General features: G+C 43.0%; 12 protein-coding genes. All 12 read left to right on the forward strand.

Annotation, left to right across the window (positions count from 1 at the left end):
- The first annotated feature begins 5 nt into the window (after nucleotides 1–5).
- The 12 genes from flgJ to L5L94_RS07495 all read left to right on the forward strand — a co-directional run bounded on the left by flgJ (nucleotide 6) and on the right by L5L94_RS07495 (nucleotide 13264).
- Nucleotides 6–1148, forward strand: a complete 1143-nt coding sequence (gene flgJ / locus L5L94_RS07440; protein WP_028761202.1) for a flagellar assembly peptidoglycan hydrolase FlgJ — start codon at nucleotides 6–8, stop codon at nucleotides 1146–1148.
- A gap of 40 nt (nucleotides 1149–1188) precedes the next feature.
- Nucleotides 1189–3114, forward strand: a complete 1926-nt coding sequence (gene flgK / locus L5L94_RS07445) for a flagellar hook-associated protein FlgK (RefSeq protein ID WP_263162239.1) — start codon at nucleotides 1189–1191, stop codon at nucleotides 3112–3114.
- A gap of 11 nt (nucleotides 3115–3125) precedes the next feature.
- The gene (gene flgL, locus L5L94_RS07450; protein ID WP_198572631.1) at nucleotides 3126–4337 is read left to right on the forward strand and encodes a flagellar hook-associated protein FlgL; all 1212 of its coding nucleotides are present in this window, start codon (nucleotides 3126–3128) and stop codon (nucleotides 4335–4337) included.
- Nucleotides 4338–4431: 94 nt separating this feature from the next.
- Nucleotides 4432–5253: a flagellin gene (locus L5L94_RS07455; protein ID WP_028761199.1), complete on the forward strand. Its 822-nt coding sequence runs from the start codon at nucleotides 4432–4434 to the stop codon at nucleotides 5251–5253.
- 253 nt (nucleotides 5254–5506) lie between these two features.
- Nucleotides 5507–6325: a flagellin gene (locus tag L5L94_RS07460; RefSeq protein ID WP_131523080.1), complete on the forward strand. Its 819-nt coding sequence runs from the start codon at nucleotides 5507–5509 to the stop codon at nucleotides 6323–6325.
- A gap of 140 nt (nucleotides 6326–6465) precedes the next feature.
- On the forward strand, nucleotides 6466–6843 hold the full coding sequence (locus tag L5L94_RS07465) for a flagellar protein FlaG (protein ID WP_131523081.1): 378 nt from the start codon (nucleotides 6466–6468) through the stop codon (nucleotides 6841–6843).
- A gap of 33 nt (nucleotides 6844–6876) precedes the next feature.
- The gene (fliD, locus tag L5L94_RS07470; RefSeq protein WP_173243786.1) at nucleotides 6877–8247 is read left to right on the forward strand and encodes a flagellar filament capping protein FliD; all 1371 of its coding nucleotides are present in this window, start codon (nucleotides 6877–6879) and stop codon (nucleotides 8245–8247) included.
- A gap of 30 nt (nucleotides 8248–8277) precedes the next feature.
- The gene (locus L5L94_RS07475; RefSeq protein ID WP_263162246.1) at nucleotides 8278–8598 is read left to right on the forward strand and encodes a flagella biosynthesis chaperone for FliD, FliT; all 321 of its coding nucleotides are present in this window, start codon (nucleotides 8278–8280) and stop codon (nucleotides 8596–8598) included.
- Nucleotides 8599–8604: 6 nt separating this feature from the next.
- Complete coding sequence (gene fliS, locus L5L94_RS07480; RefSeq protein WP_028761195.1) at nucleotides 8605–9015, forward strand: flagellar export chaperone FliS; 411 nt, start codon at nucleotides 8605–8607, stop codon at nucleotides 9013–9015.
- 287 nt (nucleotides 9016–9302) lie between these two features.
- Nucleotides 9303–10736 carry a sigma-54 dependent transcriptional regulator gene (locus L5L94_RS07485; RefSeq protein WP_105251936.1) on the forward strand — a complete coding sequence of 478 codons (1434 nt, stop codon included), beginning with the start codon at nucleotides 9303–9305 and terminating at the stop codon, nucleotides 10734–10736.
- 109 nt (nucleotides 10737–10845) lie between these two features.
- Entirely contained in the window at nucleotides 10846–11928 is a 1083-nt protein-coding gene (locus L5L94_RS07490) for a sensor histidine kinase (protein WP_113939465.1), read from the forward strand.
- Nucleotides 11921–13264 (forward strand): sigma-54-dependent transcriptional regulator, encoded by a 1344-nt coding sequence (locus L5L94_RS07495; protein ID WP_173243795.1) that lies wholly within the window; start codon nucleotides 11921–11923, stop codon nucleotides 13262–13264. Before L5L94_RS07490 ends, L5L94_RS07495 begins: the two co-directional genes overlap by 8 nt.
- The last annotated feature ends 199 nt before the right edge of the window (nucleotides 13265–13463 follow it).

Consider the following 13463-nt stretch of genomic DNA (forward strand, 5'->3'; position numbering starts at 1 on the left):
AAATCATGGAAAAGCTTTCAAGTTCATCACATTTTCTTGACCTGGGCGGGCTAGATTCACTCCGCGCCCAGGCTCAGAAAGATGAGAAGGGCGCCTTGAAAAAGGTCGCCCAACAATTTGAAGGTATTTTCGTGCAAATGCTGATGAAAAGTATGCGCGATGCCAATGCGGTTTTTCAGTCTGATAGTCCACTCAATAGCCAATACACTCAGTTTTACGAGCAGATGCGCGATCAGCAGTTATCGGTCGATTTATCTGACAAAGGTGTATTGGGCCTTGCCGATATGATGGTGCAGCAACTCTCTCCCGAAACAAGTCATTTCACGCCTGCATCGGTATTGCGTGACGATGGTGGCATGAAAATGCTCCACGACGATAAAGCGCTTAATGTGCCTATGCAGAGTTCAGCCGCTCCAGTGGTTGAACCCACAGTTGTAAATCATGGTGTGCCGGCTGCTATTGCTCGGCCTGTATTTGAACCGGATAGAGCTGAAGATGCAAATTCATCAATGGACATTGATGCGCCTAATCGTTCATTGGCTATCGATACGCCTAAGCCGAGCTGGAGTGAACAATCACTTTCAGTGGTAGAACCTGTGATTAGCGGCCAAGTTTTGCCGACGGCAGCATTTAGGGAAACCCAAAAAATTGTCAGGTTCGGTAGTCGAGAAGAATTTTTAGCTACCTTATATCCACATGCTGAAAAAGCCGCAAAAACATTAGGTACCCAACCAGAAGTATTATTGGCGCAATCGGCACTGGAAACTGGCTGGGGACAAAAAATCGTCCGCGGCAATAACGGTGCGCCGAGTCATAACCTATTCAACATTAAAGCTGATCGTCGTTGGTTAGGTGATAAGGCTAACGTCAGTACCTTAGAATTTGAGCACGGTGTTGCTGTCCAGCAAAAAGCTGACTTCCGAGTTTATAGTGATTTCGAGCATAGCTTTAACGATTTTGTGTCCTTCATTGCCGAAGGTGAACGTTATCAAGATGCGAAAAAAGTGGCCGCTTCCCCTACTCAATTCATCCGAGCTTTGCAGGATGCGGGTTATGCCACTGATCCTCGATACGCTGAAAAAGTGATTAAAGTGATGCAGTCGATCAGTGAAGAACTGAAATCAATTCTGCCAGGAGAAGACAAATGATGAATCTTACAACCCTGTTTGTTCATAGGAGTGTCAACTAATGGCCGTTGATCTACTGAATATAGCGCGAACTGGGGTGCTTGCCTCCCAGTCGCAACTGGGTGTTACCAGTAATAACATAGCTAACGCCAATACCGCTGGTTACCACAGACAAGTGGCAACCCAGTCGACTCTTGAATCGCAGCGTTTTGGCAGTAGTTTTTATGGCACAGGAACTTACGTTAATGACGTTAAGCGTATCTACAATGACTATGCCGCAAGAGAGTTACGCATTGGCCAAACAACGTTAAGTGCCGCCGAAGCCAGCTACGGTAAATTGAGTGAGCTAGATCAGCTGTTTTCACAGGTAGGTAAAGTTGTGCCACAAAGCTTGAATGACCTGTTTTCGGGGCTGAATAGTGTGGCTGATTTGCCTGCAGATTTGGGTATTCGGAGTTCGACCCTAACAAACGCACAGCAAGTTGCCAGCAGTCTTAATCAGATGCAGTCGTATTTGAATGGCCAGCTTAATCAGACCAATGACCAGATCACTGGTATGACTAAGCGTATCAATGAGATCAGTACAGAACTGGCAAATTTAAACCTAGAGTTAATGAAGTCGCCGAATCAGGATGCGCAGTTGCTTGATAAGCAAGATGCACTTGTTCAAGAGTTAAGCCAGTACGCTCAAGTGAATGTTATTCCATTAGAAAATGGTGCTAAGAGCGTAATGCTCGGTGGCTCAGTGATGTTGGTTTCTGGCGAAATTGCTATGACGATGGGAGTCCAAGCGGGTGATCCATTTCCGAATGAGCTCCAATTGACTTCAAGTATTGGTTCGCAAAGTGTCACTGTTGATCCGAGTAAACTTGGCGGTCAGTTAGGGGCCATTTTTGATTATCGTGATCAAACGTTAATTCCCGCGGGTCATGAGCTCGATCAATTAGCCTTGGGCGTGGCTGATAACTTCAATAAAATGCAAGCACAAGGTATTGACCTCAATGGACAAGTTGGTGCCAATATCTTCAAAGATATCAACGATCCTATGATGTCTTTGGGCCGTGCAGCAGGTTTTTCTGGTAATACGGGTAATGCAACGTTAGGCGTCACCATAGATGATACCAGTTTATTAACTGGTGGTGCCTACGAACTGTCATTTACCGCGCCTGCAACTTATGAACTGAGAGATTCGAAAACGGGGGCAATTACGCCACTGACGTTAAATGGCTCGACTTTATCGGGTGGATCTGGATTTTCAATTGACATAAAAGCGGGCGCTATGGCGTCTGGCGATCGTTTTGCGATACGTCCGACAGCAGGTGCTTCAAATGGCATTGAAGTGGTCATGAAAGACCCTAAAGGCATTGCCGCCGCATCCCCAAAGATTTCAGCAGATGCCGCTAACTCGGGCAATACCCAAGTGAAGTTGACTCAAATTAGCAATCGTAATGCCGCAAATTTCCCTGTAACGGGCAGTGAGTTGACGATAAAGCTCGATACCACAGTTGTGCCTCCAACCTATGAAGCATTCGACGCCGCTGGAACATCCCTTGGGGCTGCAGCCCCTTATACGCCTCCGAGTATCAGCGCTTTTGGTTTTACCTTTGAAGTTGACAGCAAAGCGGCTGCAGGCAATGACAGATTTACCTTCGATTTATCCTTCGCAGAGGGGGATAACTCTAATGCTGTCGCTATGGCTAAGTTGAGCGAAAGTAAGGTGATGAATGGGGGAAAGTCGACCCTAGCTGATGTGTTCGAGAACACTAAGCTCGAGGTAGGCAGTAAAACGAAAGCGGCTGAAGTGCGTGTTGGTTCGGCAGAGGCCGTGTATCAACAAGCTTATGCGCGAGTTGAGAGTGAGTCGGGCGTGAACTTAGATGAAGAAGCAGCAAATTTAATGCGTTTTCAGCAAGCCTATCAAGCCTCTGCGCGGATCATGACGACTGCACAGCAGATTTTTGACACCTTATTATCCTCAGTGCGTTAGGAGATTTAACTATGCGATTATCATCCGCGCAGATTTTTAATCAAAGCATTACCAGTGTGCTGCAAAAGCAAACGGCGACCAGCAAAATTCTTGACCAATTGAGCAGTGGTAAGAAAGTCAATACTGCTGGTGATGATCCTGTGGCGTCACAGGGTATCGATAATCTGAATCAGAAAAATGCACTCGTCGATCAGTTTATGAAAAATATTGACTATGCGACAAATCGTCTTGCTGTGGCAGAAAGCAAACTCGGTAGTGCTGAAGATTTAACTGGCTCTATGCGTGAGCAAGTTATGCGAGCGATAAACGGCACACTCTCAGGAACTGAGCGGCAAATGATTGCCGAAGAGATGAAAGGCAGCTTAGAAGAATTGCTCTCTATTGCCAATAGTAAGGATGAATCTGGCAATTATATGTTCTCTGGTTTCAGTACCGATAAAGAACCTTTTGCTTTTGATAACTCGACGCCGCCTAAAATAGTGTATAGCGGCGATTCTGGCGTCAAAAATAGTTTAGTACAAACGGGTGTTGCCATGGGGACAAACATCCCTGGCGATAGCGCGTTTATGAAAGCACCCAATGGACTTGGTGATTATAGCGTCAATTATTTGGCCAGCCAGCAGGGGGAGTTTAGCGTTAAAACAGCAAAAATTGCTGACGCTGCAACTTATGTGGCTGATACATATACATTTAACTTCACTGATAATGGTGCCGGTGGTACTAACTTGCAAGTGCTCGATTCTGCAAGTAATCCCGTCGCAAACGTAGTTAACTTCGATGCCACTAATCCCGTTAGTTTTAATGGTATAGAAGTTAAAATTGATGGAAAACCCAGCGCTGGCGATAGTTTCACCATGGAGCCGCAGGCCGAAGTCAGTATTTTCGATACGATCAGCAGTGCGATTGCATTAATTGAAGACCCTAATTCTGCCAACACTCCCCAAGGCCGAGCTCAGTTGGCACAGATATTGAATAACATCGATAGTGGCGTCAATCAAATTAGTTCTGCCAGAAGTGTGGCGGGGAATAATCTGAAAGTTGTCGAAAGTTACAAAGAGACTCATACCGAGGAGAAAGTGGTGAACTCATCAGCGCTATCACTCTTGGAAGATCTCGATTATGCATCAGCGATTACGGAATTTGAAAAGCAACAGCTTGCATTGAACGCAGTCTCTAGCGTGTTTAGTAAGGTGGGTTCTGTTTCCCTGTTCGACTTTATTTAACAGAAAGCAAGTACCTATCCATCTGTAAGATAAATTGTTAAAAATTTAGCCAAGCTCCAAGCCTTGGCGGTATAACTAGGAAGAGGAACTCAACATGGCTATTACAGTAAATACCAACGTGACTTCAATGAAGGCACAAAAGAATTTAAATACTTCCAGTAGCGGTTTAGCGACCTCAATGGAACGTTTATCCAGTGGTCTACGCATTAACAGTGCAAAAGACGATGCCGCTGGTCTAGCCATTTCTAACCGCTTGAACAGCCAAGTGCGCGGTTTAGATGTGGGTATGCGTAACGCAAATGATGCGATTTCAATTGCTCAAATTGCCGAAGGTGCGATGCAAGAGCAAACCAATATGTTGCAGCGTATGCGTGATTTGACTGTTCAAGCAGAAAACGGTGCGAATAGCACTGATGACTTAACCGCATTGCAAAAAGAGATGGATCAATTAGCAGAAGAAATTACTGCTATAGGTGATAGTACGGCGTTTGGTAATACCAAATTAATGACTGGTGGCTTTTCTGCGGGTAAAACCTTCCAAGTAGGGCACCAAGAAGCTGAGGATGTCACTATTTCGGTAGGGACAACTAATGCTGCAAGTTTATCTGTTAATTCGCTATCCGTAGCGACTTCAGCTGGTCGTTCAACTGCACTTGCGAATATTGATGCTGCCATTAAAACAATTGACAATCAACGAGCCAATTTAGGTGCGAAGCAAAACCGTTTGGCCTATAACATTAGTAACAGTGCTAATACTCAAGCCAACGTTGCTGATGCTAAGAGTCGTATCGTGGATGTCGATTTTGCGAAGGAAACTTCAGTTATGACTAAGAATCAAGTGTTACAACAAACGGGTTCTGCAATGCTTGCACAGGCTAACCAGTTACCTCAAGTTGCATTATCTCTTCTGGGTTAATGTTACTTGCGTGATGTTATATGAAGTGCTTTTGCCTACTTGTTCTAGAATTATCTAGAAAAGTAGGCAAAGTTTTATAGGAGTTGATATTTATGTTTATGATAATTAGAGTTATTTTTTAAAATCAAGATATTTTAAAAAATAACTCTAAAGTTAAAAAAGATACTGCCGTTAAATATACTGTAACCACTAAGACCCGCCTGGCTTAAGTAGACAGGCAAGTTCACAAGCCAGGTATAAAGAGGAAACGATCATGGCCATTACAGTAAACACAAACGTCACTTCATTAAAAGCTCAAAAGAATTTAAATACTTCCGCAGGCGGTTTGGCCACATCTATGGAACGTTTATCCAGTGGTCTGCGTATTAACAGTGCCAAAGATGACGCTGCTGGTTTAGCGATATCTAACCGACTAAACAGCCAAGTGCGTGGCCTTGATGTTGGTATGCGCAATGCTAACGATGCCATTTCAATCGCCCAGATTTCTGAAGGTGCGATGCAAGAACAGACTAACATGCTTCAACGTATGCGTGATTTGACAGTACAAGCAGAGAACGGTTCTAACAGCACTGATGATTTGACAGCATTGCAAAGTGAGATTGATGAACTGGCATTAGAAATTACAGCAATCGGTGATACAACTGCATTTGGTAGCACAAAATTACTGAATGGTGATTTCTCCGCAGGTAAGACCTTCCAAGTCGGACACCAAGAAGGTGAAGACGTTACTATTTCAGTAAAAGCAACGAATGCTGGCGCTTTATCTGTTAATAGTTTGTCTGTTGGAAGTTCTGCTGGTCGTTCAACTGCACTTGCGAATATTGATGCAGCCATTAAAACGATTGATAGTCAGCGTGCTAACTTAGGTGCTAAACAAAACCGCCTAGCATACAACATCAGTAACAGTGCTAATACTCAAGCAAACGTTGCTGATGCTAAGAGCCGAATTGTGGATGTGGATTTTGCGAAAGAAACATCACAAATGACCAAGAATCAAGTGTTACAACAAACGGGTTCTGCAATGTTGGCCCAAGCCAACCAGTTACCTCAAGTGGCCTTGTCACTGCTGTAGTTTAACGCAGAATAGTGAGAAAGTGATAAGGGAGGTTCGGTGACGGATCTCCCTTTGCCACTTTAAAGGTTAATGTAGTTTTATAGGGTAATTTTAATGTAACTATTTAAAGTTATTACTAAATTTGCTGAGGTATGGTTATGGATATCAATATAGCAAGTTCACCTTCTATGCTTCACAGTAAGGTTGATTTAGCTCAAACGCCACTAAAAGCATCTGCTCCAGATGCTGAGTTAAAGCGAAATACGGCTATTGAACAAGCTGCGGAACAAGATGTAACGAAAAATGAACAGAACCCGAGTAAGCTGGCTCAAGTTGCCACAGAGTTGTCTGATATGATGTCTATGATGCGTAAAGGTTTAGCATTTAAGGTTGATGAGAACTCTGGACAAGCTGTTGTGACTGTACTTGACCGAGATACTGGTGATGTGATTAGACAAATGCCGAGTGAAGAAGCATTAGCCTTGGCAGAAAAACTATCAGAAGTCACAGGGCTTTTGATGAAAACAGAAGCATAAATATTTGTAAGTACGTTTGATTGAGAGGTCTATATGGCATTAACAGCAACAGGCATGGGATCTGGCCTTAAAATTAGTGAAATTGTGCAAGTTTTAGTTGATGCCGAAAAAACACCGAAAGAAGCGATGTTTAATAAAACGGAAGACAGCATCAAAGCAAAAGTTTCTGCTATGGGAACCTTAAAAAGTGCGTTGTCTACGTTTCAAGATGCCTTAAAAAAACTTCAAACTGGCGATGCCCTCAATCTGCGTAAGGTTTCTGTTAGTAATCAAACTTATTTGTCAGCAACAACAGACAAAACCGCACAAGCGGGTAGCTATGGTATTAAAGTTGAGCAACTTGCGGTAAATCATAAAATTGCTGGAAAAAACGTTGCAGATCCTGGATTACCTGTAGGTGAAGGGAGCCTTGATTTTGGTATCAATGGTAAGAATTTCTCCATTGATGTTTCGGCTACCGATTCACTTGCTGCCATTGCTAAAAAAGTTAATGAATCCCCAGATAATGCGGGCGTAACTGCAACCGTTATTACCAGTGATGCAGGCAGTCGATTGGTTTTTAGTTCAGATAAGTCAGGTGAAGACAATCAAATTAGTATTACAGCTAATGACACGACTGGAACTGGACTAAATGATATGTTCGGTGCTGGTAATATCTCCACGCTTCAAGATGCTAAAAATGCAGTTGTTTATATCGATAATCAGAAAGTTACCTCACAAACTAATGAAGTTAAAAATGCTATTGCGGGGGTGACGTTAAACTTAACTGATGCTGATGTTTCTAAGACGACTACGTTAAAAATTGAACAAGATGATGATGCAGTAAAGACAAATGTGAAAGCTTTTGTCGATGCCTACAATAGTTTAGCGACTGCAGTTGATAAAATGTCGTCTTATGATAAAGAGAAAAAAACAGCAGCTGCATTACAGGGCGACTCTATGATCCGTTCTATAGAATCGCAACTCCGAAGTATATCGAGTGAACGAGTGCCAACTGATAGCGGCAGTTCGATAGCATTATATGATATTGGTATAAAAACAGATAGATATGGTAAGTTGTCTGTCGATGATACTAAACTTAATAAAGTCATCTCTGAAGATATGGCCAGTGTTGAGGCATTATTCTCGACACCAGATAAAGGGCTTGCTAATCGCTTTAATGATCTTGCTGATAGTTATGTCAAGTCTCGAGGATTAATTGCGTCACGTCAAACCGGATATACTAATCAACAAAGCCAGCTTACAGATAGAAGAGAAGCTTTCACGCTTAAAATGGATCAACTAACAGCCCGTTTAACGAAGCAATTTAATGCGATGGATCTTGTCGTTGGAAAACTAAATCAGCAGAGCAGTGGTCTTGTTGATCGTTTGAATTCGCTTCCTGGAGCTGTTAAAAAACGATAGTGAAATTATAAATGAGTAAGGGGAGTATAAGTGAAACAACTCGATGAGCTTAATGTCCTTTTGAGTGAAAATTTAAATAAACTGACTCAGCTTCCTGCTGAAGAGCCTCAATCTGACGAGTTGGTGTCGAACTTGCAAGTACTGGTTGGAGAGCGTCAAATTTTACTCAATGTATTAGTGGCTGATGCTAATATGACAGATGTTGATTATCTTCAACATCAGCTTGAACTTACTCAAGAGTACACAGGTAAAGCAAGTGTTGTTATGGCAGATAGGCAAGCATTATTACATGCAGGTAATAAGAATAAGCGCCAGATTAGTGTTTATGAGACTATAGATTTAAACAGGTAGGTGTTTATGAGAGGATCACTGCAATCGTATCGTAAGGTGTCTTTAGAGAGTGAAATTACTGTTGCGTCACCACATCGTATTATTCAGCTTATGTTTGCGGGGGCACTGCAACGTTTAGCACAAAGTCGTCTTGCGATTGAACAAAATGACTTGTCTAATAAAGGTATGTACATTGGCAAAGCTATTGGGATTATTACTGGTTTAAACAATAGCCTAGATATGGATGCTGGTGGCCAGATAGCTAGAAATTTGAGTGATTTATATGACTTTATGTTGCGTAGAATTTCTGAAGCTAACGTAAATAATGATGTGAAAGCGATTGATGATGTATGTGATATTTTACGTACTATCAAAGAAGGTTGGGATGCAATTCCTGCAGATAAACATAATATTTCTGCGCATTCTGAAGCGGGTTAATATCTTATTTCGTGATTAAAAATAGACGCACTGGTTGCGTCTTTTTTTTGGCTAAAAGTCAAAGTATTGACGTTTTAGACTAGAATCATGATGTAAATGAACTAAAATCAATTCAGTTTGGCATAAACCTCATCTGAGGCTTGCTTCTCGTCTGCTGATAATACAATATTCATCATAAGTAGTGATGGTGGCACAGATTGTTACATTGAATTTGTTAAGCTTTTACAGCAACTAATCATAAATAATTAATGCGAATTAATACATATTAGAGCTTTACGGCCTACTGAATGATGCAAACAGATCAACGAATTTTACTTATCGGCCCTCCATCAGAGCGATTAAATCGCCTGTGTTGCATTTTGGATTTTTTAGGTGAGCAATTTGTACAAATTGACACCGAAAAATTAAGTGCTAGCCTCCAAGATACCCGTTTTCGAGCTTTAGTTATCCTAACTGATGTTATGGATGCTGATGGGCTTAAAAACATCGCAGGTCAACATCCATGGCAACCTATGCTGTTGCTTGGCAATGTTGACGATCTGCAAGTGTCTAATATTCTTGGACATATAGAAGAACCTTTAACGTATCCTCAGCTCACTGAATTATTACACTTTTGCCAAGTATTCGGTCAAGTTAAACGGCCTCAAGTCCCTACTAGTGCGAATCAAACAAAGTTATTCCGAAGCTTAGTGGGACGCAGTGATGGTATTGCGAATGTGAGGCACTTGATAAATCAAGTAGCAACATCTGAGGCAACCGTGCTTGTTCTGGGTCAATCAGGTACAGGTAAAGAAGTGGTCGCCCGTAATATCCATTATTTGTCTGAGCGCCGTGACGGTCCATTTATCCCTGTTAACTGTGGTGCTATACCGCCTGAGTTATTAGAGAGTGAGCTATTTGGTCATGAAAAGGGGTCATTTACGGGGGCAATCTGTTCTCGTAAAGGCCGTTTTGAATTAGCTGAAGGTGGTACACTATTTCTCGATGAAATAGGAGACATGCCACTACAAATGCAAGTTAAATTACTCCGTGTGCTGCAAGAGCGGGTATTTGAGCGCGTTGGTGGTACTAAGACTATTAATGCTGATGTACGCGTAGTTGCTGCGACACATAGAGATTTAGAAACCATGATCAGCGTTAATGAGTTCCGTGAGGATCTTTATTACCGCCTAAACGTATTCCCGATTGAAATGCCCGCGTTGTGTGATCGCAAGGACGATGTGCCTTTGCTATTACAAGAGTTAGTTAGCCGAGTCTATAACGAAGGCCGTGGTAAGGTGCGTTTTACGCAGCGTGCGATAGAGTCGCTGAAAGAACATGCTTGGTCGGGCAACGTGCGCGAGCTGTCTAATTTAGTCGAACGCCTCACCATTTTATATCCGGGTGGACTGGTCGATGTTAACGATTTACCTGTCAAATATCGCCATATCGATGTGCCCGAATATTGTGTAGAGATGAGTGAAGAGCAACAGGAACGTGATGCTTTAGCTTCTATCTTTAGCGATGAAGAGCCGGTTGAAATCCCTGAAACGCGTTTCCCTAGTGAGCTGCCGCCTGAAGGTGTGAACCTTAAGGATTTGTTAGCAGAACTAGAAATAGACATGATACGTCAGGCGCTAGAGCTACAAGATAATGTCGTAGCTCGCGCTGCTGAAATGCTTGGAATACGCCGTACAACGCTTGTAGAAAAAATGCGTAAGTACGGAATGACCAAAGATTAGTTTTCTATTTTATTGTTATATAAGTTGTTTTAACCTCTAAAGTTCAATTTCCAATTTGGCATAGATACTGCAGTCACCCCGTCATAAGCAATTTTTTGACGGAGTGACTATGTCAGCCAACCCACTAGCGCAAATTGAGTCATTCAAGCACACTAGCAAACAATGGAACCAACTGCGTGAGGCCGCGAATATGTCCAATCGAATGGAGCATATTTTACAGGCTATGCCATCTGGCGTGGTGATTATCAATGGCGACGGTATAGTCACGGATGCCAATCCGGTAGCAGTTGAATTACTTGAGCGCTCCTTATGTGGCGTTCGCTGGATTGATGTGATCCACAGTGCCTTTGCGCCGCAGGACGATGATGGCCACGAAGTGTCACTGCGTAATGGCCGCCGCGTTAAATTAGCGATTACGCCATTGACGCCAGAGCCTGGTCAATTAATTGTGCTAACTGATCTGACTGAAACTCGGTTATTACAGAAAAATATCTCCCATCTACAACGTTTATCTGCACTGGGCAAGATGGTAGCAACTTTGGCCCATCAGGTGCGCACGCCTTTATCTGCCGCTTTGTTATATGCCTCTAATCTTGCGAGCCCTAAGTTATCTGATGCTGCTAAAGCGAAATTCCAGCAAAAACTTGTTGATAGACTCAATGAACTCGAGCGGCAGGTTAACGACATGCTATTGATGGCGAAAGGTCGTCAGGATGAACTTGGAGATCTAATCTCGTTGGCTGAGGTTATCGACAATGTTTTGGCAAATTGTGAGCCGATAGCGGCAAAGCAAGGCTGTGACTTGTTATTTGATGATGCGTCAAGCAGCTCGATGTTAGCTAATTCCAATGCATTAAGCTCGGCGATTAATAATTTAGTCATGAACAGCATAGAAGCCGGAGCAACTGAAATTCGTATCCAAGCGAAGGAAGAGGGCGAACGGTTATTATTGGACGTCATCGATAATGGTAAAGGCTTAGACGCCACTATGCAGCAGAAGGTATTTGAACCTTTCTTTACGACTAAGTCGCAGGGAACTGGGCTTGGGTTAGCCGTTGTGCAATCTGTGGTGCGCAATCATGGGGGGCAACTGCAACTCAGTTGTGTACCGAATAAAGGCTGTACTGTGTCTTTAGTATTCCCACGGGCTAAATCCGCGGTGATATTACCTTTGGAGATTACCCATGTCTGAAGCAAAGTTATTGCTCGTTGAGGATGATGCTTCATTACGTGAAGCCTTGTTGGATACCTTAATGCTGGCTCAGTATGAGTGTGTTGATGTTGCCTCCGGTGAAGACGCTATTTTAGCCTTGAAACAACATCAGTTTGATTTAGTTATTAGCGATGTGCAGATGCAAGGTATTGGTGGTTTAGGTTTATTGAACTATCTGCAGCAGCATCATCCTAAGTTGCCAGTGCTGTTGATGACGGCCTACGCGACTATTGGTAGCGCGGTGAACGCTATAAAATTAGGTGCTGTTGATTATTTAGCCAAACCTTTTGCACCAGAAGTGTTACTCAATCAAGTCTCACGCTATTTGCCATTAAAACAAAATGTGGATCAGCCCGTCGTCGCTGATGAGAAAAGTTTAGCATTATTAGCACTTGCTCAACGGGTTGCCGCCTCCGATGCCTCTGTCATGATCTTAGGTCCTAGCGGTTCGGGTAAAGAGGTTTTGGCCCGTTATATTCATCAACATAGTAGCCGTGCTAATCAAGCCTTTGTGGCCATTAACTGTGCCGCTATTCCTGAGAACATGCTCGAAGCCACCCTTTTTGGTTATGAAAAGGGTGCATTTACGGGGGCTTATCAAGCGTGTCCGGGGAAATTTGAGCAGGCTCAAGGTGGCACTTTGCTGCTCGATGAAATCTCTGAGATGGATTTAGGCTTACAAGCTAAGTTGTTGCGGGTTTTGCAAGAGCGTGAAGTTGAGCGTTTAGGTGGCCGTAAAACTATTAAATTGGATGTGCGCGTGCTTGCTACATCCAATCGTGATTTAAAGGCAGTGGTCGCCGCAGGGGGATTTAGGGAAGATCTCTACTATCGAATTAACGTATTTCCTTTAGCTTGGCCTGCGTTAAGTCAACGTCCTGCAGATATTTTACCTCTTGCGCGTCATTTACTAGCTAAACATGCTAAGGCATTGAATGTTGCCGATGTGCCTGAGTTGGATGAGAATGCGCGTCGACGTTTATTGAGTCATCGCTGGCCTGGGAACGTACGTGAACTCGACAATGTGATCCAGCGTGCTTTGATATTAAGAGCTGGTCAATTGATCACTGCCAATGACATTATTATCGATGCGCAGGATGTGATTTTAAGCGGTGAAGATCTAGAACCATTTTCTTCTGAGCCAGACGGTTTAGGTGAAGAGCTCAAAGCTCAAGAACATGTGATTATTTTAGAGACCCTTAATCAATGCCAAGGAAGTCGTAAGTTAGTCGCCGAAAAGCTAGGAATTAGCGCACGAACCCTAAGATACAAGATGGCAAGGATGCGTGATATGGGGATCCAACTGCCAAATTAGTCTATAAATTCAAGTTATCATCTCGCAGCCTCCACATTGAGTGTGAGGCTGTATTTATTAAAATACACAACCGTAAAAGTGGCTCATTTCATCCCAAATCCTTAGATATTGACATCTTCTTATCCCGTCAATTTATTATCAATCACGACCATCTGAAAACTTGGCCGTTATTTTGCATTGTCCCGTTATCGGTATTTTG

It is taken from the genome of Shewanella sp. SM21, from assembly GCF_025654335.1.
Classification (GTDB): domain Bacteria; phylum Pseudomonadota; class Gammaproteobacteria; order Enterobacterales; family Shewanellaceae; genus Shewanella; species Shewanella oncorhynchi.